Annotated in this window: 21 protein-coding genes; 15 read left to right on the top strand and 6 right to left on the bottom strand. The window is 59.6% G+C overall.

Annotation, left to right across the window (positions count from 1 at the left end; genetic code table 11):
• Positions 1-90: 90 nt before the first annotated feature.
• From DLD99_RS01385 to DLD99_RS01375, 3 genes are all read left to right on the top strand, one after another.
• Positions 91-390: a hypothetical protein gene (locus DLD99_RS01385; RefSeq protein WP_085712718.1), complete on the top strand. Its 300-nt coding sequence runs from the start codon at positions 91-93 to the stop codon at positions 388-390.
• 157 nt (positions 391-547) lie between these two features.
• Positions 548-991 carry a hypothetical protein gene (locus tag DLD99_RS01380; protein ID WP_114886532.1) on the top strand — a complete coding sequence of 148 codons (444 nt, stop codon included), beginning with the start codon at positions 548-550 and terminating at the stop codon, positions 989-991.
• Entirely contained in the window at positions 991-1263 is a 273-nt protein-coding gene (locus DLD99_RS01375) for a type II toxin-antitoxin system RelE/ParE family toxin (RefSeq protein WP_114881019.1), read from the top strand. Before DLD99_RS01380 ends, DLD99_RS01375 begins: the two co-directional genes overlap by 1 nt.
• A 179-nt stretch (positions 1264-1442) precedes the next feature.
• Here the strand turns inward: DLD99_RS01375 and DLD99_RS01370 are convergent, their stop codons facing one another.
• Together DLD99_RS01370 and hslO are read right to left on the bottom strand one after the other, a co-directional pair.
• The gene (locus DLD99_RS01370) at positions 1443-2984 is read right to left on the bottom strand and encodes a phosphoenolpyruvate carboxykinase (RefSeq protein WP_085712715.1); all 1542 of its coding nucleotides are present in this window, start codon (positions 2982-2984) and stop codon (positions 1443-1445) included.
• A gap of 181 nt (positions 2985-3165) precedes the next feature.
• Positions 3166-4068 carry an Hsp33 family molecular chaperone HslO gene (hslO, locus tag DLD99_RS01365; RefSeq protein ID WP_085712714.1) on the bottom strand — a complete coding sequence of 301 codons (903 nt, stop codon included), beginning with the start codon at positions 4066-4068 and terminating at the stop codon, positions 3166-3168.
• Positions 4069-4172: 104 nt separating this feature from the next.
• Between hslO and DLD99_RS01360 the strand changes: the two genes are divergently transcribed.
• Positions 4173-4973: a phosphatase PAP2 family protein gene (locus DLD99_RS01360; RefSeq protein ID WP_114881018.1), complete on the top strand. Its 801-nt coding sequence runs from the start codon at positions 4173-4175 to the stop codon at positions 4971-4973.
• Between the two features lie 67 nt (positions 4974-5040).
• Here DLD99_RS01360 and DLD99_RS01355 read toward each other — a convergent pair whose 3' ends face one another.
• Positions 5041-5448, bottom strand: coding sequence for an RNA-binding S4 domain-containing protein (locus DLD99_RS01355; RefSeq protein ID WP_114881017.1), 408 nt, complete (start codon positions 5446-5448; stop codon positions 5041-5043).
• 218 nt (positions 5449-5666) lie between these two features.
• On the opposite strand from DLD99_RS01355, the gene rimB reads away from it, so the two are divergent.
• Together rimB and rimK are read left to right on the top strand one after the other, a co-directional pair.
• The gene (gene rimB, locus DLD99_RS01350; protein ID WP_065257793.1) at positions 5667-6146 is read left to right on the top strand and encodes a retropepsin-like aspartic endopeptidase RimB; all 480 of its coding nucleotides are present in this window, start codon (positions 5667-5669) and stop codon (positions 6144-6146) included.
• Positions 6143-7048, top strand: a complete 906-nt coding sequence (rimK, locus tag DLD99_RS01345) for a 30S ribosomal protein S6--L-glutamate ligase (RefSeq protein WP_054047778.1) — start codon at positions 6143-6145, stop codon at positions 7046-7048. The genes rimB and rimK overlap by 4 nt, the downstream gene beginning before the upstream one ends.
• Before the next feature lie 85 nt (positions 7049-7133).
• Here the strand turns inward: rimK and DLD99_RS01340 are convergent, their stop codons facing one another.
• Together DLD99_RS01340 and ompR are read right to left on the bottom strand one after the other, a co-directional pair.
• Positions 7134-8447, bottom strand: a complete 1314-nt coding sequence (locus DLD99_RS01340; protein ID WP_085712711.1) for an ATP-binding protein — start codon at positions 8445-8447, stop codon at positions 7134-7136.
• Positions 8448-8561: 114 nt separating this feature from the next.
• The gene (gene ompR, locus DLD99_RS01335; protein WP_007952694.1) at positions 8562-9302 is read right to left on the bottom strand and encodes an osmolarity response regulator transcription factor OmpR; all 741 of its coding nucleotides are present in this window, start codon (positions 9300-9302) and stop codon (positions 8562-8564) included.
• Positions 9303-9661: 359 nt separating this feature from the next.
• Between ompR and DLD99_RS01330 the strand changes: the two genes are divergently transcribed.
• The 9 genes from DLD99_RS01330 to DLD99_RS01290 all read left to right on the top strand — a co-directional run bounded on the left by DLD99_RS01330 (position 9662) and on the right by DLD99_RS01290 (position 19928).
• Positions 9662-11986, top strand: coding sequence for a Tex family protein (locus tag DLD99_RS01330; protein ID WP_114881016.1), 2325 nt, complete (start codon positions 9662-9664; stop codon positions 11984-11986).
• A complete protein-coding gene (locus tag DLD99_RS01325) occupies positions 11986-12369 on the top strand; it encodes a PaaI family thioesterase (protein WP_085712709.1) in 384 nt (127 codons plus the stop codon). The genes DLD99_RS01330 and DLD99_RS01325 overlap by 1 nt, the downstream gene beginning before the upstream one ends.
• 214 nt (positions 12370-12583) lie before the next feature.
• Positions 12584-14167 (top strand): glutamate--cysteine ligase, encoded by a 1584-nt coding sequence (gshA, locus tag DLD99_RS01320; RefSeq protein WP_085712708.1) that lies wholly within the window; start codon positions 12584-12586, stop codon positions 14165-14167.
• 218 nt (positions 14168-14385) lie between these two features.
• Positions 14386-15363 carry a taurine ABC transporter substrate-binding protein gene (gene tauA / locus DLD99_RS01315; RefSeq protein ID WP_114881015.1) on the top strand — a complete coding sequence of 326 codons (978 nt, stop codon included), beginning with the start codon at positions 14386-14388 and terminating at the stop codon, positions 15361-15363.
• Between the two features lie 16 nt (positions 15364-15379).
• Entirely contained in the window at positions 15380-16174 is a 795-nt protein-coding gene (gene tauB / locus DLD99_RS01310; RefSeq protein WP_085733336.1) for a taurine ABC transporter ATP-binding subunit, read from the top strand.
• A complete protein-coding gene (tauC, locus tag DLD99_RS01305; RefSeq protein WP_064382739.1) occupies positions 16171-17010 on the top strand; it encodes a taurine ABC transporter permease TauC in 840 nt (279 codons plus the stop codon). Before tauB ends, tauC begins: the two co-directional genes overlap by 4 nt.
• 57 nt (positions 17011-17067) lie before the next feature.
• A complete protein-coding gene (gene tauD, locus DLD99_RS01300; protein WP_114881014.1) occupies positions 17068-17910 on the top strand; it encodes a taurine dioxygenase in 843 nt (280 codons plus the stop codon).
• 134 nt (positions 17911-18044) lie between these two features.
• Positions 18045-18722: a hypothetical protein gene (locus DLD99_RS01295; protein ID WP_114881013.1), complete on the top strand. Its 678-nt coding sequence runs from the start codon at positions 18045-18047 to the stop codon at positions 18720-18722.
• Positions 18723-18725: 3 nt separating this feature from the next.
• Complete coding sequence (locus DLD99_RS01290) at positions 18726-19928, top strand: helix-turn-helix domain-containing protein (RefSeq protein WP_085712702.1); 1203 nt, start codon at positions 18726-18728, stop codon at positions 19926-19928.
• 73 nt (positions 19929-20001) lie between these two features.
• Here the strand turns inward: DLD99_RS01290 and mgrA are convergent, their stop codons facing one another.
• Positions 20002-21039 carry an L-glyceraldehyde 3-phosphate reductase gene (gene mgrA, locus DLD99_RS01285; protein WP_114881012.1) on the bottom strand — a complete coding sequence of 346 codons (1038 nt, stop codon included), beginning with the start codon at positions 21037-21039 and terminating at the stop codon, positions 20002-20004.
• Positions 21040-21065 lie beyond the last annotated feature (26 nt).

The following is a 21065-nucleotide window of genomic DNA, read 5'->3' as shown; positions in this document are numbered from 1 at the left end:
CTCTGCCGGTTTGACCAACTTGAACACAGTCCGCCTCCACCGCTTGGTCACGGTAGCAGCGGTTCATCGATGCCTACAGAGATAGAAAAAATGAAATCATGGAACGAGCTCCACTCCGATCGCTACCGTCCACTCGACTCCAACCTCACCGACACCAAGCCCTTGGTCATCGACACCGATGCCAACCCGCAAGACATCCTCGAATGCGCCGTCCAGCGCCTGCGTGCTTCCAGCGACCTGCTGCAAACCCTCTACTGCCTCTGCTTCAAACACGCCGACGTCGAAGACATCCCGCACATCACCCACGCCCTCTACCTGTTGACCAAAGACGGCTGTGACCTGCTGCAAGTCGCCCAGCAGAAAATGCTGAGCTGGAAAGCCCCGGCCTGACGAACTTCGGGCAGGCGTGTTCATGGCTAGAACTGCCTGCCTCTATCCAGAACACTGACGCTGGCATTTCCGGCGCAAAACTTTAAGGACCTGAATTTTGCAAACTATTATTGATTGCGTACGATGGGAGCCATTGTTCAACCAAGGGCTTGCCTTCATGACCACTGAAACCATTGATCACAGCACTCTCACCCGACTGTTTGAGAACGGTTCGATCAGTAGCGCACATATCGTTGCCAAGCCCGGTGGCTGGTCGATTCAAATTCAGCAAGGAAGCAAAGAGTATTCACTGGCAGCACAACGCAGTGGTCAGGTGCGACTGTTCAAGCGGTTCGAAACGCTGGTGACCTATCTGCAAGGAGTGGGTATCAATCACTTCGATGTGGACACCACCAGTTATGACCCTCTTCAAATAAAAACCTATGCTCGCCCTGATCGCGCCGAAGCGATGAAACAAGCTCATGAAGCCGCTGCGTATGAAGAATGGGTCAAGCAACAGGTACAAATCAGCATTGATGACCCAAGACCCAGCGTCAGCGATGAAGACGCTCGCAGGATATTTGCCGCCAAGCGTGATGCCCTGCGTCAGCGAGTACGTTGATGAGGTTGGTCTGGCGCCAAGAGGCGCTGGATGACCGAGACAACATCATGGAGCGTATCGGACAGGAAAATCCCGTTGCAGCGATTAGGCTCGATGAGCTTTTCGAATCGAAGGGAGAAAGCGTCCGCCAGCACCCAGCTTTATACAAAAGAGGGATCGCGCAAGACACCCGCGAAATAGTTGTCACCCCAAACTACTACATCATCTACACAATCAAAGTTGATGCTGTGGAGATGCTGCGAGTACTGCATACCAGGCGGCAATGGCTATGAAGGCTGAAGAGAAAAAGAGCGGCGTTTAGAACTCACGGCTTCTTAAGTGGCATTATTCTGGCTGTTTAACGCGAACTTTGCGGGAATAATGGCAGTTGGTCTGATGATGACATCCAACCCATCACCCACAAAAAAAGCCGCCCACAAGAGGCGGCTTTTTCATTCACCAGAACTAAGTCTTACAACTTAGGCCCGGCAGCCTTGATCGCGTCGCTCACGTCGAACTTCTTGAAGTTCTCGATGAACAGACCGGCCAGTGCTTTGGCAGCTTCGTCGTACGCAGCCTTGTCAGCCCAAGTGTTGCGCGGGTTGAGCAGGTTGGTTTCGACGCCCGGTACGGCCAGCGGCACGTCCAGGTTGATGGTATCCAGGTGTTCGGTTTCGGCACCGACCAGGGCACCGCTCTGGATCGCTGCGATCACGGCGCGGGTGGTCGGGATGTTGAAGCGTTTGCCGACGCCGTAGCCACCGCCGGTCCAGCCGGTGTTGACCAGGTAGACCTTGGAGCCGAAGCCCTTGATGCGCTTGATCAGCAGCTCAGCGTATTCGCCAGCCGGACGCGGGAAGAACGGTGCGCCGAAGCAGGTGGAGAAGGTCGACTTGATGCCGCTGCCCGAACCCATTTCAGTCGAGCCCACCAGTGCGGTGTAGCCGGACAGGAAGTGGTAGGCCGCCTGCTCGTTGTTCAGGATCGACACTGGCGGCAGTACGCCGGTCAGGTCGCAGGTCAGGAAGATTACAGCGTTCGGCTCGCCGCCCAGGTTCTTCTCGGAACGCTTGGCAACGTGCTCCAGCGGGTAGGCTGCGCGGCTGTTCTGGGTCAGGCTGACATCGGCGTAGTCGGCGTGCTTGGCATCGTCGATCACGACGTTTTCCAGGACTGCGCCGTGCTTGATGGCTTTCCAGATGACCGGCTCGTTCTTCTCGGACAAGTCGATGCACTTGGCGTAGCAGCCGCCTTCGATGTTGAAGACAACGCCTTCACCCCAGCCGTGTTCGTCGTCACCGATCAGGTAACGGCTTTCGTCGGCCGACAGGGTGGTCTTGCCGGTGCCGGACAGACCGAAGAACAGGGTCACGTCGCCTGCTTCGCCGATGTTGGCAGCGCAGTGCATTGGCAGCACGTCGGAAGCCGGCAGCAGGAAGTTCTGCACCGAGAACATGGCTTTCTTCATTTCACCGGCGTAACGCATGCCGGCGATCAGCACTTTCTTCTGGGCGAAGTTCAGGATCACGCAACCGTCGGAGTTGGTGCCGTCACGCTCAGGCACGCACTCGAAGTTGGCGACGTTCAGCACTTGCCACTCTTCACGACCGGCCGGGTTGTACTGGGCCGGGTTGATGAACAGGCAACGACCGAACAGGTTCTGCCAGGCAGTCTGGGTGGTCATCTTCACGGCCAGGTAGTGATCTTCGGCCGCGCCTACATGCACGTGGGAAACGAAATGCTCTTGCGCGTTGTTGAACGCCTCGACACGAGCCCACAGCGCGTCGAACTTGTCGGCCGGGAACTTGCGGTTGATCGGGCCCCAGGCAATCGCGTCCTGGGTGGAAGGCTCTTCAACGATGAAACGGTCGACTGGCGAACGGCCGGTGCGGTGACCGGTGCGAACAACCAGAGCGCCGGTATCGGCAAGCTCGCCTTCACCGCGTTTCAGGGCTTCTTTTACCAGATCATCAACACTCAGATCGGTGTACACGGCGTTATTGGCTTGCGTCATGAGGTTCCCCGTCGGCCAGTGGCCGAGTGTGCTCCAAACGTTTTGTAGTAGAAAGTCGTGCACTACTACCGCGAAAAAAGTGGGCCGGATTATGCCAGAAAAGCCCAAAAAGAGTAGGGCCCTCCCGTCGTAACGGCGTTATTCCGTCGTTGAGCAGTGAATTTACCTGCGCTGAACCGTTTTAGTGCCGGGTATCTGACGGCGTCTCGACGCCCGCGCCAGCGAACAATTGAGCGATATCCGCCGCATCGAACAGGTAACGCTGGTTGCAGAACTGGCAATCGATCTCGACGCTGCCACCCTGTTCGGCCACCAATTGCTGCGCATCTTCCAGACCCAGGCTGACCAGTGCATTGCCCGAACGCTCGCGGGAGCAGCTGCAGTGGAAGCGCAGTTTCTGCACATCGAACAGACGAACCTGCTCTTCATGGTAGAGGCGATGCAGGACGGTTTCGTTGTCCAGGCTCAACAGTTCATCAGCGGTCAGGGTGTTGCCCAGCGCGGTGATGTGCTGCCAGCTGGCGGCGCGTTCTTCTTCATCTTTCAGGCGATCGGCAGGCAGTTGCTGCAGCAGCAGGCCACGGGCGCGACGGCCGTCGGCGCACAGTTTGAAGCGGGTGCCGACCTGCTGGGACATGACGAAGTAGTTGGTGAAGCAGTCGGACAGGGTTTCGCCGTCGAGATCGACGATGCCCTGATAACGCTGGCCGACGGTCGGGTCGATCGTCAGGGCCAGAACGCCGTTGGGCATCAGGTCGGCGAGGGTTGCGTCAGGAGCGATCAGGTCTGCCTCGTAACGGGCCAGGCCACGGATTTCGCGCTCGCTGGAGCACTCGATCATCAGCAGCGGAATCGGGCCTTCGGAGCGCGCCTGAAGAATCAGCAAACCATCGAATTTCAGGGTGCCCACCAGCAACGACGCGGCAGCCATGAACTCGCCCAGCAACTGCGCAACCGGCTCCGGATACGGGTGCTTGGCGAGCACTTCGGCGTAGCTGCGCTCCAGCGACACCAGTTCGCCGCGCGTGTCGCTGTCATCGAAGATGAAGCGTTGGGTGTAATCGGTATCGAGGAAATCGGTCATAGGTCTAGGTATCTGATTTTAATGACAAAAAGGTTACAAAGAATGAAAATCCCGCGCTTCTGGCATCCATTTTGATGCCTATGTTCAGCCACGGGAGGCATTTTATGAACAATCCGGGTTTGTTCCAATCAAGGTGGAACCTCGGCCGGCTGGTTCTCTGCAATGCGGTGCCATTGGCACTACTGGCTTTCTGGTTATGGCCTACAGGCCAGATGCTGTGTGTGGTTTTCGACGAGTGGCTGTTCCGCTCACTCAATACTCCGCTGGCCAGCAACCCCATATGGCTCCACATCTGGGCAATTGCAAGTCTGCGCCCGTTCGACGTTGTCGTCGGACTGATTCTGCTGACGCTGCTGATCAAGGGCGACTGGGTGTTCAAGGCGATTGACGTACGTCGCGCGTTCTTCGGATTTTTCTCGATCCTGCTGCTGATGGTGGTGATCCGCGCGCTGTTTTCCAAATTCGCCGACCACATGGGCTGGCAACACAACAGCCCCTCCATGGTGCTCGAAGGCGCCGTCCATATGAGCGACTATTTCCCGCATCTGGAGAAGACCTTTGAGCTGAAGGATCGCTCGAGCCAGAGCTTTCCCGGTGACCATGCTTCGGTGCTGCTGATCTGGGCGTTGTTCATGGGTGTGTTCAGTCGCTCAGCCGGCCAGTTCCTGACGGTCTGGGGCCTGGCGCTGCTGTTCATGCTGCCGCGCCTGGTGGCCGGTGCGCACTGGGGCCAGGACGATTACATCGGTGGCCTGCTGCTGGCGGTGTGGGCGTTGGGCTGGGGTTACTACACGCCGTTTGCCTATCACGCGGCGAACTTCTGGCTGAAGGTCACGGCGCCGATTTTCGGGCTGCTGGCCAAGTTGCCGGTGGTTTCGCGGATGACTGTCGTGTCCGCACGATAATCGACGACCGCTAAAAAAATCGCAGCCATTGACGAGTCTTGAGTCAGGACCGGCAGGCTGCGATTTTTTATTCTCCGCCACTGTTCCCACGAAATTTAAACAGATCCCGGCGCTGTTTCTTGCTCGGTTTGCCATCGGTGGTCACGCCCAGCGCGCCAGCCCTGCGCATCGCCGCAGCCGCCTCGCGCTTGGCGATACTGGCCTCGGTCTCGGCATACAGCGTCTGCGCTTCCGGCGCGCCACGACGCACGATCGACAGGGCTTGCACCACAACAGTCTTTTCATCGAAGCCGGTGCGAATCTCGAATTCATCGCCGATGCGTGGCTCTTTGCCAGGCTTGCAGCGCTCTCCCCGACAATGCACCTTGCCGCTTTCAATGGCGGCTTTGGCCAAGGCACGGGTTTTGAAAAAACGTGCAGCCCACAACCATTTATCGAGACGGACCTTGTCGTCCTCTTCGCTTTTTTGTGCCATGGAATTTCCTCATTCTGAAATATTGATGAACTGTACTACCGTTTCTGTCGTGCCATGAATTGCACCGTCCCGGATTACAATGCGCACATTCCGGGGCGTGCTTGAGATGGCGCCAATCCGGGCCGTAGATATCTGTCGCCTTTTAACCACTATTCTGCGTGAATACCGCAAATCCGGCCCCCTGCGGGCTGATCGGTTTTCACCGGTTGAGCATTTTTTTGAAGACATTTGACCATTTGACCGTTGTCGGTCTGCGCGAGTGGGTGGCGCTCCCGGATCTGGGAGTCGCGGGCCTTCGGGCGAAAATCGACACCGGCGCCAGCACCTCCAGCCTGCACGCCACCGACATCGAGCCGTTCGAACGGGACGGCGAGAAGTGGGTGCGCTTCACCGCGCACCTGGGCACGGTGGTGCAGTTGCGCCACCGGCGTTGCGAAGCGCCGCTGGTCACCCGCAAGACCATCAAGAGTTCCAACGGCCAGGCCCAGGTGCGCTACGTGATCAGTACCACCCTGGCCCTCGGTGATCGGGTCTGGCCGGTCGAGTTCACCCTCGCCTGCCGCAAGTCCATGCGCTATCGCCTGTTGCTCGGTTCCAAAGCCCTGATCGACGGCCAGTTGGTGGTCAATCCGGGCATCAAATATGTACAAGACAAGCCGGTGTTCCCGGTATCTACCTCCTCCACAGGTGTTGCATGAAGATCGCTGTGCTGTCGCGGAATCCGCGTCTGTATTCCACCCGCCGTCTGGTCGAAGCCGGAATCGAACGCGGGCATGAAATGGTAGTGATCGACACCTTGCGCGCCTACATGAACATCGCCAGCCACAAGCCGCAGATCCACTATCGCGGCAAACCGCTGGAAGGCTTCGACGCGGTGATCCCGCGGATCGGCGCATCGGTGACGTTCTATGGCTGCGCGGTGCTGCGCCAGTTCGAAATGATGGGGGTGTTTCCGCTCAACGAATCGGTGGCCATCGCCCGCTCCCGGGACAAACTGCGTTCGCTGCAATTGCTGTCACGCCGGGGTATCGGCCTGCCGGTGACCGGGTTCGCCCACTCGCCGGACGACATTCCCGACCTGATCGACATGGTCAACGGCGCGCCGCTGGTGATCAAGGTGCTGGAAGGCACCCAGGGCATCGGCGTGGTGCTGTGCGAAACCGCAACAGCGGCGGAGTCGGTAATCGAGGCCTTCATGGGCCTGAAACAGAACATCATGGTGCAGGAATACATCAAGGAGGCCGGCGGCGCGGACATCCGCTGCTTCGTGGTCGGCGACAAGGTGATCGCGGCAATGAAGCGCCAGGCCAAACCGGGTGAATTCCGCTCCAACCTGCACCGGGGTGGCAGTGCCAGCCTGATCAAGATCACTCCGGAGGAACGCATGACCGCATTGCGCGCCGCCAAGGTCATGGGCCTGGCGGTGGCGGGCGTGGATATCCTGCGTTCGAATCACGGGCCGCTGGTGATGGAAGTGAACTCGTCGCCGGGCCTGGAAGGGATCGAGACCACCACCGGCAAGAACGTGGCGGGGATCATCATCGAACACCTTGAGAAGAATGGCGGGCCGAACATGACCCGCACCAAAGGCAAGGGATAGAAAAACAGCGGCGAGCTACGAGCTGCAAGCGGCGAGTAAAATCCGCGTTTACTTGCAGCTCGAAGCTAGTAGCTTGTGGCTGCCGTTAAACGGCATCTCTTGGCAGCATCAATCCCAACGGCAAGCGCACCCGCGCCTCCAGCCCGCCCCCGGAGCGGTTACGCAATTCGACATTGCCACCGTGCATCGAAGCAATCCGTTTCACGATCGCCAGCCCCAGCCCGGTGCCCTTCCCGCCCCGCGCCCGATCGCCACGGGTGAACGGGTTGAAGATCGCCTCAAGCTCCGACGGATCGATCCCTGCCCCACGGTCCATCACGCTCAGCACCACGTACGGTGCGCTGGTGTCGCCGGACACATAGGCCGCGACATCCACGCTACCGCCGGCATGGTTCAGTGCGTTGCCGATCAGGTTGTTCAACAGACGTTTCATCGACACTCGACGCAGCGGGAACGGCTGGATCGGTTCCAGACGCAATCGCACTTTCTCTTCACTCTGGTTGTACGGTGCCGCGACTTCTCGCACCAGATCGCTCAGATCCACTTCTTCCACCGACTCGTCCCGACCATCGCGAATGAACGCGAGGAACTGGTCGAGAATCGCGTCCATGTCTTCGATGTCGCGCACCATATCGTCGGTCAGGTCGGTGCGGTCGCCCATCAGTTCCAGCGACAGTCGCAGGCGGGTCAACGGCGTACGCAAGTCATGGGAAACCCCGGCGAGCATCAGTTCTCGTTCACGACCGGCCTGCTCGACGTCTTCAGCCATCTGGTTGAAGGCGCGATAAACCTCGGTCATTTCGCTGGGTGTATCGCTGATCGGCAGGCGCACGCTGCGGCCCTGACCGAGTTGCCGCGCGGCATATACCAGACGCTTCAAAGGCTGATTGAGCTGGCTGACGAAAATCCATGCGGAAGCGGTCGAGAGCAGACCGATGGCGAGGAACCAGCCGAGCACGTTCCAGATTTTCTGGCCGCGCAGCGGATGCGGGTACAACGGCACTTTCAGCCACCCGTCACCCAGGCTCGGCGCGCGCACCCACAACGCCGGCGGCGAATGCATGCGCAGTCGAACCTCGGTGTCGGCACCCAATTCCGCCTGCATCTGCCGCTGGTAGATTTCGCTGTACGGCCAGTGCTGTTCGCCTTCCGGCACACCGGCACCGACCACCCGGATCAGGGTCGCGGCATCGGCGATCTTCGCACGGTTTTCTTCATCGGCGGCCCAATAGGCACGCAGCGTCAGGGCGACGCCGTGGCTGTATTGACGATCCACCAGCACGTCCTCGTTCATCAACAGATAAACCAGGGTCAGTGCCTTGGAGAACAATACGACGATGAGCACCAGCCAGAGGGTGCGGGAGAAGAAACTTTGGGGGAACCAGACAGGGGTTTTCATGGATAACCGCTACGCACTTGCAGGATCGAGCAATGCTCGCATATTGCGGATAACGAGTCTGCGGAGCCGGCGCTTTCGACCGTTTCCCGCAGACCCGCTCCTACAAATCACCCGTCACTTGGTGGAGTTGCCATCCGGCACGAACACATAACCCACGCCCCAGACAGTCTGGATGTAGCGTGGTTTGGACGGATCGGGTTCGATCATCCGGCGCAGACGGGAAATCTGCACGTCGATGGAACGCTCCAGGGCATCCCACTCCCGGCCACGGGCCAGGTTCATCAGCTTGTCGCGGGTCAGCGGCTGACGGGCGTTCATCACCAGGGCCTTGAGTACCGCAAACTCACCGGTGGTGAGCATGTGCACTTCGTCGCCGCGCTTGAGTTCGCGGGTGGCCAGGGACAGTACGTAGTCACCGAACGTGACGTTCTCTTCTTCGCTGCCCGGCGCGCCCGGCACCGGTGCGGCCTGACGGCGCAGCACGGCTTTGACGCGGGCCATCAGTTCGTCCGGGTTGAACGGCTTGGCCAGGTAATCGTCGGCGCCCAGTTCCAGGCCCTTGATCCGGCTCAGCTCGTCGCCCTTGGCGGTGAGCATGATGATCGGGATCTGATTGTTCGCGCCACGCAGGCGACGGCAAGCGGTCAGGCCGTCTTCGCCTGGCAGCATCAGGTCGAGAACGACCAGGTTGAACACTTCACGGGACAGCAGACGATCCATCTGCTCGGTGTTCGGTACGGCGCGGGCACGGTAGCCCTTGCTGACGAAGAAGCGTTCCAGCAGGCTGCTCAGCCCCGGATCGTCGTCAACAATAAGAATTTTTTCGCCTTCAGCAGTTTGTGCAGTGCTGCTCATTGGATGCTCCTTTTAGCTCGGCGCGCATTATGGCGTAGCTGCCGTTATACGCACCGTGTGCATTGTTAGCAGATTTTTCCTTCACTGCCAGAAAACCGGGGCTTGAGCCTACAGACCGTGTCGCCCCCGAATGACAGAACGCCGGTTATAATGCGCGGCCTTTTGTGCCAGGCAACGTCTGAATCGTTACCGCAGGTGGCCGTCCTTATTTTCATGGGCGCCGCAGTAATTGTTCGATTTCACGGGTCAATGGAATGCCTTTTGACCCAGGCAGCGGCAAGCGTCAGGCCGCCCCACCAGACTCCGGGCCCTTATTTATGCGCCTGCGAGCCTGCTTTCACAATTTGTCAGGTGGTTTTATGGACAGCATCAACAGCCGCATCGCCGAGGAACTCGGCGTACGCCCGCAACAGGTCGAAGCGGCCGTCGCGCTACTCGATGAAGGCTCTACCGTTCCCTTCATCGCCCGTTACCGGAAAGAAGTGACCGGCAGCCTCGATGACACTCAGCTGCGTCATCTGGAAGAGCGTCTGCGCTACCTGCGAGAACTCGACGAACGGCGCATCAGCATCCTTTCCAGCATCCAGGAGCAGGGCAAACTCACCCCTGAGCTGGAGCGCGAAATCAAACTCGCCGACACCAAGACCCGCCTCGAAGACTTGTACCTGCCGTACAAGCAGAAGCGCCGCACCAAGGGCCAGATCGCCCTGGAAGCCGGCCTCGGCGAACTGGCCGACGGTCTGTTCAACGACCCGAGCCTGGCCCCGGAAACCGAAGCCGCACGCTTCGTCGACGCCGAAAAAGGCGTCGCCGACGCCAAGGCAGCGCTGGAAGGCGCCAAGTACATCCTCATGGAGCGCTTCGCCGAAGACGCCAACCTGCTGGACAAACTGCGCAATTATTTGAAGCAGGAAGCCACCCTCAGCGCCCGCGTGATCGCCGGCAAGGAAGAGGAAGGCGCCAAGTTCCGCGACTACTTCGAACACGACGAACCACTGAAAAGCATGCCGTCGCACCGCGCGCTGGCGATTTTCCGTGGCCGCAACGAAGGCATTCTCAGCTCTGCGCTGAAAGTCGGCGAAGAACTGCCGGGCACCCTGCACCCGTGCGAAGGCATGATCGGCCAGCACGTCGGCATCCAGAACCAGAACCGTCCGGCCGACAAATGGCTGGGTGAAGTGGTGCGCTGGACCTGGAAGGTCAAGCTCTACACCCACCTGGAAACCGACCTGCTCGGCGAGCTGCGCGACGGCGCCGAAACCGAGGCGATCAACGTGTTCGCCCACAACCTGCACGACCTGCTGCTGGCCGCCCCGGCCGGCCCGCGCGCCACTCTGGGCCTCGACCCGGGCCTGCGTACCGGTTGCAAGGTCGCGGTGGTCGACTCCACCGGCAAGCTGCTGGATCACGCCACGGTTTACCCGCACGTGCCGCACAACAAGTGGGATCAGACCATCGCCATCCTGGCCGCCTTGTGCGCCAAGCACTCGGTCGACCTGATCGCCATCGGCAACGGCACCGCCAGCCGTGAGACCGACAAACTGGCCATCGAGCTGATCAAAAAATATCCAGCGATGAAAATGACCAAGGTCATGGTCTCCGAAGCTGGCGCATCGGTGTACTCGGCATCGGAACTGGCGGCCAAGGAATTCCCGGATCTCGACGTGTCGATCCGTGGCGCGGTATCGATTGCTCGTCGCCTGCAGGATCCACTGGCCGAGCTGGTGAAGATCGATCCGAAGTCCATCGGTGTGGGCCAGTACCAGCACGACGTGTCGCAGCTGAAACTGGCGCGCGGCCTGGACGCCGTGGTCGAGGACTGCGTGAACGCCGTGGGCGTGGACGTGAACACCGCGTCCGTGGCGCTGCTGGCGCGGATCTCCGGCCTCAACGCGACCCTGGCGCAGAACATCGTGACTCACCGTGACGAGCACGGCGCATTCAAGACCCGTGCTGCGCTGAAGAAAGTTGCTCGCCTGGGCGAGAAAACCTTCGAACAGGCCGCCGGCTTCCTGCGCGTGATGAACGGCGACAACCCGCTGGACTCCTCGGCCGTTCACCCGGAAGCCTATCCGCTGGTGCAACGCATCGCCGCTGAAACCGACCGCGATATCCGCTCGCTGATCGGCGATGCCGGGTTCCTCAAGCGCCTGGATCCGAAGAAGTTCACCGACGAGACCTTCGGTCTGCCAACCGTCACCGACATCCTGCAGGAACTGGAGAAACCGGGCCGCGACCCGCGTCCGGAGTTCAAGACCGCCGAGTTCCAGGAAGGCGTCGAGGACCTGAAGGACCTGCAACTGGGGATGATCCTCGAAGGCGTGGTGACCAACGTGACCGCGTTCGGTGCGTTCGTCGACATCGGTGTGCATCAGGACGGTCTGGTACACATCTCGGCGCTGTCGGAGAAATTCATCAAGGATCCGCGCGAAGCGGTGAAGGCCGGTGACGTGGTGAAAGTGAAGGTCATGGAAGTCGACATCCCGCGCAAACGCGTCGGCCTGTCGATGCGCATGAGCGATACTCCGGGCGAGAAAATCGACGGCGCCCGTGGTTCGCGTCCGGGCTCGGCGCCACGCCAGTCGCAGGGTTCGGCTCCGCGCAAGGAAAGCACCCCGGCGGCTCCAGCCAATAACGCGATGGCGTCGCTGTTCGCCAACGCCAAGCAGTTGAAGAAACGCTGATGGAGATTCCGGCCGGGCTCGTCGAGAGCGCGTTTTTCAAGCTGTTGGGCTGCCGCCTGCACAGCCTGGAAACCGGGGTGGCGCAAGTCGCCCTGGTGCTGGAACCCGAACTGCGCAACCGCGGCGGCAAGCTGCACGGCGGCGCGCTGTTCAGTCTGGTCGATATCGCCATGGGGCTGGCCTGTTCCAGCACCCACGGCTTTGACCAGCAGAGCGCGACCATCGAGTGCAAGATCAACTACATCCGCGCCGTCTCCGAAGGCGAGGTGATGTGCACGGCGCGGGTGATCCACCCGGGCCGGCGCACGCTGGTGGTCGAAGCCGACGTGATGCAGGGCGACAAACTGGTCGCAAAAGCGCAAGGCACGTTCGCTGTCCTGTAGCTACTCGTCATCGATTTGAGTTAATTTCGGCGCTGTGATCGCAGCGTCGGAGTTTTCCTCGCCCGCGTCTGCCAGATTCAGGGACTGAAGTTGGCGTTTGCAATGGGGCTTTCATGGCCCGAAAACCAGGCGAAAACGCCAGTTTCAACTTCACCCTTGTAGACCGTCCTGCCCACCCCCATATTGGGGCGACTGACGCGTGAAGGAATCCAAATTGAGCGAACTTCTCAACCGCCGCCTGGCTCTGCTCGGTGAGCGCGCCAACCTCTCTCTGCTCGAACAGTGCCTGCACGGCATCGAACGTGAATGCCTGCGCGTGACCGGCGAGGGTCGACTGGCGCAAACGCCGCACCCCGAAAGCCTGGGTTCCGCGCTGACCAACGAACAGATCACCACCGACTATTCCGAGTCGCTGCTGGAATTCATCACGCCCGCCCTGCCAGACCCGGCCGACACCCTGGCGAGCCTGGACAAGATTCATCGCTTCGCCTACAGCAAGCTCGGCAACGAGTACCTGTGGAGTCCATCGATGCCGTGCCCGTTGCCGGCCGAGGAAGATATCCCGATCGCCTATTACGGCACCTCCAACATCGGTCAGCTGAAGTACGTCTACCGCAAGGGCCTGGCCCTGCGTTACGGCAAGACCATGCAGTGCATCGCCGGGATTCACTACAACTTCTCCCTGCCGGAAAAGCTCTGGCCGCTGCTGAAAGAAGCCGAAGGCTTCGTCGGCACCGACCGGGATTTCCAGTCGTCGTCCTATATCGCGCTGATCCGCAACTTCCGTCGCTACAGCTGGCTGCTGATGTACCTGTTCGGTGCTTCGCCGGCGCTGGACGCAGGGTTCCTGCGCGGCCGCTCGCATCAGCTGGAACAACTGGATCCGGACACCCTGTACCTGCCCTACGCCACCAGCCTGCGCATGAGCGACCTCGGTTACCAGAGCAACGCCCAGGCCGGTCTGACCCCTTGCTACAACGACTTGGCCAGCTACACCGACAGCCTGCGCAAGGCGGTGGCCACGCCGTACGCGCCGTACGTTGAAGTCGGCACGCACCAGGATGGCGAGTGGGTGCAACTGAATACCAACATCCTGCAGATCGAAAACGAGTACTACTCGAACATCCGCCCGAAACGCGTGACCTACACCGGCGAGCGGCCGATCCAGGCCTTGATGGCCCGTGGCATCCAGTACGTCGAAGTGCGCTGCCTGGACATCAACCCGTTCCTGCCGATGGGCATCGACCTCACCGAGTCGCGCTTCCTCGACGCGTTCCTGCTGTACTGCGCGCTGAACGACAGCCCGCTGCTGACCAACATCAGCTGCGGCAACGCCACGTCGAACTTCCTCAGCGTGGTCAAGGAAGGTCGCCGTCCGGGCCTGCAATTGCAGCGCGACGGCCAACCGGTCGACATGAAGGAATGGGCAGCGGAGCTGCTGGAAAAAATCGCTCCGCTGGCCGCGCTGCTGGATCAGAGCCACGGCGGCGACGCCCACAGCAAGGCCCTCGATGCGCAACTGGCCAAGGTCAAGGATTCGTCCCTGACGCCTTCGGCCCAGGTGCTGGCAGCGATGGCCGAACACAAGGAAAGCTTCGCGCAGTTCTCCCTGCGCCAGAGCCAGGCCCACGCCGAGTTCTTCCGCAGCGAACCGTTGGCGGCTGACGAGCAAGCGAAGTTTGAAGAACTGGCGCGCTCGTCGCTGGCGCAACAGGCCGAGCTGGAGCAGAACGAAGTTGGCGATTTCGATGTGTTTGTCGGGTCGTATCAGGCGAGCATTCTGGCGATCAGCAACTGACATCAGAAGGTTCTTCGAACCTTTTCGCGAGCAGGCTCGCTCCCACATTGGATTGCAATCTCCTGTGGGAGCGAGCCTGTTCGCGAATGACTGCGCAGCGGCCTCCCTTAGATTTTTCCGCTCATAAGCTAAGTCTAAAAAGTTATTTATTTTTAGTTTCTTAGATCATTTAGTCTCCTTTCACGCCGATCCTCGGTCGCCTGATATGGAGCTCTTCAATGAAACTGAATGTCCCGCTTCGCCTGCTGGCCGTGGCCTCTCTGGCTGCTGCGAGTTTCCTGGCCCAGGCCGCCGACCTCACCGTCGCCTACCAGACCACCGTTGACCCGGCAAAAGTCGCCCAGGCCGACGGCGCCTATGAAAAAGCCACCAAGGCCGACATCAGCTGGCGCAAGTTCGACAACGGCGCGGACGTCATCTCGGCCATCGCTTCCGGCGATGTGCAGATCGGTTACCTCGGCTCGAGCCCGCTGACCGCAGCCGTCACCCGCAAAGTCCCGGTGGAAACCTTCCTCATCGCCACCCAGATCGGCGCCGCCGAAGCGCTGGTCGCCCGCGACGGCTCCGGCATCAAGACGCCGCAGGATCTGGTCGGCAAGAAAATCGCCGTGCCGTTCGTGTCCACCGGTCACTACAGCCTGCTGGCCGCGCTGAAGCACTGGAACATCGATCCTTCGAAAGTCACCGTTCTCAACCTCGCCCCACCAGCAATCATTGCTGCGTGGAAACGCGGTGACATCGACGCCACCTACGTTTGGGACCCGGCACTGGGTGTGGCCAAGGAAAACGGCAAAGTGCTGATCACTTCCGGTGAACTGGCCAAGTTCGGTGCGCCGACCTTTGACGCCTGGATCGTGCGTAAAGACTTCGCCGAGAAGCACCCGGAAATCGTCACTGCATTCGCCAAGGTCACCCTCGACGCCTACGCCGACTACCGCAAGGATCCGAAAGCCTGGATCGCCAACCAGAGCAACGTCGACAAACTGGTGAAACTCTCCGGCGCCAAGGCCAGCGACATTCCATTGTTGCTGCAGGGCAACGTCTACCCGCTGGCGGCGGATCAGGTCAGTGACCTCGGCGCGCCGACCACCAAAGCCATCACCGACACCGCTGCGTTCCTCAAGGAGCAAGGCAAGGTCGAAGCGGTACTGCCGGACTACGCGCCGTACGTCACCCCCAAGTACATCACCAACTGATCCGGAGTTAACTGCGATGGCCTTGCTACAGCTGGAGCGCATCAGCGCACAGTATCCCGGCAGCCCGGAACCGGTACTGTCCGACATTTCCCTGACCCTCGGTCCTCAGCAATTGCTGGTGGCCCTCGGCCCGTCCGGCAGTGGCAAGACTTCGCTGTTGAACCTGATTGCCGGTTTCGTCGAACCGAGCGCCGGCCGTATCACCCTCGACAACGTGCCGGTCAAAGGCCCGAGCGCCGAGCGCGGCGTGGTGTTCCAGGACGACGCCCTGCTGCCCTGGCAGGACGTGCTGGCCAACGTCGCCTTCGGCCTTGAACTGGCCGGTGTGGCCAAAGACAAACGCGAACAGATCGCCCGGGAAATGCTCGCGCTGGTCGATCTCTCCGGTTTTGAAAAGCGTCGCATCTGGCAGCTCTCCGGCGGCCAGAAGCAACGTGTCGGCCTGGCCCGCGCCCTTGCCGCCGACCCGCGCGTTTTGCTGATGGACGAACCCTTCGGTGCCCTCGACGCCTTCACCCGCGAACAGATGCAGGAGCTGTTGCTGCAAGTCTGGCAACGCACCGCCAAACCGGTATTCCTGATTACCCACGACATTGAAGAAGCGGTGTTCCTCGCCACTGACCTGATTCTGCTGGCACCGAATCCGGGGCAGATCGTCGAGCGTCTGCACCTGGATTTCGGCAAGCGTTACGCTGCCGGTGAATCGGCGCGGGCGATCAAGTCCGATCCGCGCTTCATCGAAACCCGCGAACACGTGCTCGCCAAAGTATTTTCGCAACGCAGCGCCGTTCAGCGGCAGGAGCGCGCATGAGCAGTTACGACGTTTCCGCCACCGCAGTAAAACCTGCCGCCACCTCGGTGGTGATTCCCGTGCGCCGCAGCCTCAGCACCCGCTGGATCAGCCTGCTGACCTTGTTCGCGTTGCTGGTGATCTGGTGGGCCGTGACCGCCACCGGCCTGATCGAACCGCTGTTCCTGCCGCCACCGTCCGCCGTGCTGCAAAAAGGCTGGTTGCTGGCGACCACGGGCTACATGGATTCGACGTTGTGGCAGCACTTGGGCGCGAGCCTGAGCCGCATCGGTCTGGGCCTCGGTTTTGCGATTTTGACCGCCGTGCCGGTGGGCATTGCCATCGGCGCCAACCGCATCGCCCGTGGGGTGCTGGATCCGCTGATCGAGTTCTACCGCCCTATTCCGCCACTCGCCTATCTGCCGCTGATCGTGATCTGGTGCGGTATCGGCGAGCTGTCGAAAGTGCTGCTGATCTACCTGGCGATTTTCGCCCCGATCGCGATTGCCACCGCCACCGGCGTGCGCACCGTGGACCCGGCCAAACTGCGCGCCGCGCAATCGTTGGGCGCTACCCGCGCGCAACTGATCCGCCACGTGATTTTGCCCAGCGCCCTGCCGGACATTCTGACCGGTGTGCGCATTGGCCTCGGTGTCGGCTGGTCGACTCTGGTCGCTGCCGAATTGATCGCGGCCACAAGCGGACTTGGCTTCATGGTGCAGTCAGCTGCGCAATTCCTGGTCACCGATGTGGTGGTGCTGGGGATTCTGGTCATCGCCCTGATCGCCTTCGCCATGGAAATGGGCCTGCGTGCCCTGCAACGCAAACTGGTGCCGTGGCACGGCCAGGCCCACTGATTTTTCAGCACTGACTACCCCGACAGTTTCGGGGCCCCGGAATTGAAGAGAACCACCATGAGCAGCCTGAACATCACCCCGTTAAGCTCGGCCCTCGGCGCACAGATCAGCGGCGTCGACATCAGCCAGCCGCTGAACCTGGAACAACGCGACGCCATCGAGCAGGCTCTGCTCAAATATCAGGTGCTGTTCTTCCGCAATCAGCCAATCGAGCCGTCGCAACAGGCGCGCTTCGCCCACTATTTCGGCGACCTGCACATTCACCCGATCTACCCGAACGTGCCGGAACAACCGGAAGTGCTGATCCTCGACACCGCCGTCACCGACGTGCGCGACAACGCGATCTGGCACACCGACGTGACCTTCCTGACGACCCCGGCCATGGGCGCAGTGCTCAGCGCCAAGCTGTTGCCGGAGTTCGGTGGCGACACGTTGTGGGCCAGCGGGATTGCTGCGTATGAAGCGCTGTCGGTGCCGATGAAGGCAATGCTCGAAGGGCTGACCGCGGCTCACGACTTCACCCGCTCGTTTCCGCTGGAGCGTTACGGCAACACGCCGGAAGCACTGGCGCAGTGGGAAGAGGCACGGCGCAAGAATCCACCGCTGTCGCATCCAGTGATTCGCACTCACCCGGTGAGCGGGCGCCGCTCGCTGTTCGTCAACGAAGGCTTTACTTCGAAGATCAATGAGTTGTCGGAAACCGAGAGTGAAGCGGTGCTGAAGTTCTTGTTCGCCCACGCGACGCGGCCGGAATTCACCATTCGCTGGCGTTGGCAGAAGGATGACATCGCGTTCTGGGACAACCGCGTGACGCAGCATTACGCGGTGGATGATTACCGGCCGGCGCGGCGGGTGATGCAGCGGGCTACGGTGTTGGGGGATGTGCCGTATTTCAGGTGAAAGCCTCGGCAAGAAAACTCGCCATCCTAAAATGTTCCGCTTGTCGGAGTACTGTACAAAAGAACAGCCACCGCTTTCATAACGAATAAAAATGAAGTAAAAATCCGCTTACCGAATAGTGAGCGGTGAATCGCATGGTCACAAAAGAAGAAATCCAGGGTTTCATTCGTGCGCAGGTCGACAGGGAGTTCTTTGATGAACTTGAGGTCTTGATCCCACAGACATTTCAAAAGGCGGCCAAGGAGGTTGAAGACCTCCTGATTCACACGCCCCCGGAAGACTTGCGAGGTCATCTGCGCCATTCACTTGTTCAGGACGCCTTGGCTGGGATGAAGCGCTGGAATCCTATCGTCAAGAGCACGGATCCCAAAGGACATAACTACGTTCTTTTGGAATTGGGAAAGCTGCGCATCACAGCCGTTGTATTGCCTTGGCAGAAAGAAATCCGAGCTGCCAAACACCGCAACGAACTCAAAACGTTGAATGAGTCACTAGCCTCAATTCAAATGGATTGGATTGACGGGCTCGCTCACACAGTTACCGAACAACTGATTCATGCGCTTGTCGTAGTCCATGCACCACCACCTCGTTCAGCAGATCAATCAGAACCCGTTGCAATCATGATGGCGGTGCCCTATTTCAACGGGAAAGGTTTCCACATGGATTGCACATTTGAAGAGCTGCTTCAGAGCTATTCTGATAATCAGGCTACTGATCAGAAACCGATTGAATTGGTGAAATTGCGAGATAAGATGCGCCGCGCCGAAGACGTTGAAGATCAAATTGATGATGAGAAAAATTCCAAGAGGTGAAGCATGAGAACTGGAGTCGCGGGCTTCCAGTCCGAGCGTCTCAAGCAGTTACGGCTCACGTTTGGCATCACCCAAACCGCGTTAGCCGAAATGGTGGGGCGCGCCTCTGGAAACATCTCCAAATGGGAAAACGGGGTGCAGGTTCCTGAGGCCGATGCTTTCCAACGACTATGTGAGGTCTTCGGCGTCAGTGAGAATTGGCTACTTGAAGAACAAATCGTAACGAGTGAGCGTACGCCGTTCTTTTTTCGATCTCAGGTAAGTGCCACGGCAAACGCCAGGGAAATAGCGGAAGTACGCCTGGAATGGCTTCAGGACGTCTCGTATAAGCTTCAGGAAAGCCTGGAATTCGTCGCAGTAAATGTTCCTCATCTGGAAGAAAGTAACTGCTTGCTGATTTCGGACGAAGAAATCGAACGAATGGCCAGCGAATGCCGCCAAGCCTGGGGGCTTGGGACTGCTCCTATCCCCAATGTCATTCAGGTTCTCGAAAACGCAGGCATCGTCTGTACTCGGACCACATTGGGCCATTTGAAAATGGATGGCGTTTCAAATTGGTACGAGTTGGATCAGCGACCTTATGTCCTCCTTGTAGCAGACAAGGCGAACGGCATACGAAACCGATTCGATGCTGCACATGAATTGGGGCATATCGTTCTACATCGTCATGTATCGAAGGAGCAGTACGAATCGAATTACGATCTGCTTGAGTCTCAGGCTCATCGATTCGCCAGCGCATTCCTGATGCCAGCGGAGAGCTTCCTGAGAGAAATTCGATGGCCTACCTTGGATACTTTGCTAGCGTTGAAACCACGCTGGAAAGTCTCTGTAGCAGCAATGGTTCGTAGATGCCAGGATCTGGAAATAATCAACGAAACCACTACAACAAGACTGTGGAAGGCTAGGTCAGCAAGAGGATGGGTCAAAGGTGAGCCGATGGACGCTGACTTCGACTTTGAAAGGCCTCAGTTGATTGCACGAGGCGTAAAAATGCTCGTGGAAAATAAAGTCCTTTCTCGATCTCAACTCAGACAGTTGCTCGGATTACCGCTACCCACACTGGAAAGCCTATGCAGTTTGGACAAGGGTTACTTCACCCTGCCAGATCAGTCACAGGTGATCGACATGCAACTGAGAAAACGAACCGCAAGAGATTCATTTTTCAGCGAGACCGCAGAAGTACTCGGGTTCCCGAGCAAAAAGTAAAACTACAAAAATTACGGAGAAACCTCGTCCAGTGAGGCTTCTCCGTAATGACGCTTCAAGTCTTCGAAACCACCTACACCGCCGTCGAAGGCTTCTCCCAAAGATTAATCCCGCCCTCCTGAGCAAACCGGTCAATCTCCGCCAGCTCCTCCGCACTAAAGCTCAGGTTCTTCAACGCCCCGACGTTCTCGACAATCTGCTCCGGCCGGCTCGCGCCGATCAGCGCCGAGGTCACCCGAGGATCGCGCAAGGTCCACGCTAATGCCAGTTGCGCCAGGCTTTGCCCTCGACGCTTGGCGATCTCGTTCAGCGCCCGCACGTGAGCAATGTTCGCCTCGGACAAGTGCGAAGCCTGCAACGAACCACCACCCGGACGATTGACCCGTGCATCCGCCGGCACGCCGTTGAGGTATTTGTCGGTCAGCAGACCTTGCGCCAGCGGGGTGAATGCAATCACGCCGGTGCCGAGTTCGTCGGTGGTGTCGAGCAGGTCCTTTTCCACCCAGCGGTTGAGCAGGTTGTAGGCCGGTTGGTGAATCAGCAGCGGCACTTTCCACTCTTTGAGCAACGCGGCGATTTCACGGGTTTTCACCCCGGAGTACGACGAGATGCCGATGTACAACGCCTTGCCCTGCTGCACCGCCGTGGCGAGGGCGCTGGCGGTTTCTTCCAGTGGGGTGTCCGGGTCGAAGCGGTGCGAATAGAAGATATCCACATAGTCCAGGCCCAGGCGTTGCAGGCTCTGGTCGAGGCTGGCCAACACGTATTTGCGCGAGCCGCCGCCCTGGCCGTAAGGGCCGGGCCACATGTCCCAACCGGCCTTGCTGGAGATGATCAGTTCATCGCGGTACTGCTTGAAGTCTTCGCGCAGCAGGCGGCCGAAATTGGTCTCGGCGCTGCCATAGGGCGGGCCGTAGTTGTTGGCCAGGTCGAAGTGGTTGATCCCCAGATCGAACGCCGTGCGCAGCAACGAGCGCTGAGTGTCGATCGGCGTGCTGTCACCGAAGTTGTGCCACAGGCCCAGAGACAGCGCAGGCAATACCAGACCGCTGCGTCCGACGCGGCGGTAAGGGATGGAGTCATAGCGGTTTTCGGCAGCGGTGTAAGTCATCGAATCCTCTCCTGTCGGTCTTGAAA

This window comes from Pseudomonas kribbensis (assembly GCF_003352185.1).
Classification (GTDB): Bacteria; Pseudomonadota; Gammaproteobacteria; order Pseudomonadales; family Pseudomonadaceae; genus Aquipseudomonas; species Aquipseudomonas kribbensis.
The sequence above is the reverse complement of the archived record's forward strand: the minus strand, read 5'-3'. Positions and strand labels throughout refer to the sequence as shown.

Bases quoted from the DNA above. Each gene is read 5' to 3' on its own strand.
- DLD99_RS01385 (WP_085712718.1), top strand. From the start codon at position 91: ATGAAATCATGGAACGAGCTCCACTCCGATCGCTACCGTCCACTCGAC.
- DLD99_RS01380 (WP_114886532.1), top strand. From the start codon at position 548: ATGACCACTGAAACCATTGATCACAGCACTCTCACCCGACTGTTTGAG.
- DLD99_RS01375 (WP_114881019.1), top strand. From the start codon at position 991: ATGAGGTTGGTCTGGCGCCAAGAGGCGCTGGATGACCGAGACAACATC.
- DLD99_RS01370 (WP_085712715.1), bottom strand. From the start codon at position 2,984: ATGACGCAAGCCAATAACGCCGTGTACACCGATCTGAGTGTTGATGAT.
- hslO (WP_085712714.1), bottom strand. From the start codon at position 4,068: ATGACCGATTTCCTCGATACCGATTACACCCAACGCTTCATCTTCGAT.
- DLD99_RS01360 (WP_114881018.1), top strand. From the start codon at position 4,173: ATGAACAATCCGGGTTTGTTCCAATCAAGGTGGAACCTCGGCCGGCTG.
- DLD99_RS01355 (WP_114881017.1), bottom strand. From the start codon at position 5,448: ATGGCACAAAAAAGCGAAGAGGACGACAAGGTCCGTCTCGATAAATGG.
- rimK (WP_054047778.1), top strand. From the start codon at position 6,143: ATGAAGATCGCTGTGCTGTCGCGGAATCCGCGTCTGTATTCCACCCGC.
- DLD99_RS01340 (WP_085712711.1), bottom strand. From the start codon at position 8,447: ATGAAAACCCCTGTCTGGTTCCCCCAAAGTTTCTTCTCCCGCACCCTC.
- ompR (WP_007952694.1), bottom strand. From the start codon at position 9,302: ATGAGCAGCACTGCACAAACTGCTGAAGGCGAAAAAATTCTTATTGTT.
- DLD99_RS01330 (WP_114881016.1), top strand. From the start codon at position 9,662: ATGGACAGCATCAACAGCCGCATCGCCGAGGAACTCGGCGTACGCCCG.
- DLD99_RS01325 (WP_085712709.1), top strand. From the start codon at position 11,986: ATGGAGATTCCGGCCGGGCTCGTCGAGAGCGCGTTTTTCAAGCTGTTG.
- tauA (WP_114881015.1), top strand. From the start codon at position 14,386: ATGAAACTGAATGTCCCGCTTCGCCTGCTGGCCGTGGCCTCTCTGGCT.
- tauB (WP_085733336.1), top strand. From the start codon at position 15,380: ATGGCCTTGCTACAGCTGGAGCGCATCAGCGCACAGTATCCCGGCAGC.
- tauC (WP_064382739.1), top strand. From the start codon at position 16,171: ATGAGCAGTTACGACGTTTCCGCCACCGCAGTAAAACCTGCCGCCACC.
- tauD (WP_114881014.1), top strand. From the start codon at position 17,068: ATGAGCAGCCTGAACATCACCCCGTTAAGCTCGGCCCTCGGCGCACAG.
- DLD99_RS01295 (WP_114881013.1), top strand. From the start codon at position 18,045: ATGGTCACAAAAGAAGAAATCCAGGGTTTCATTCGTGCGCAGGTCGAC.
- DLD99_RS01290 (WP_085712702.1), top strand. From the start codon at position 18,726: ATGAGAACTGGAGTCGCGGGCTTCCAGTCCGAGCGTCTCAAGCAGTTA.
- mgrA (WP_114881012.1), bottom strand. From the start codon at position 21,039: ATGACTTACACCGCTGCCGAAAACCGCTATGACTCCATCCCTTACCGC.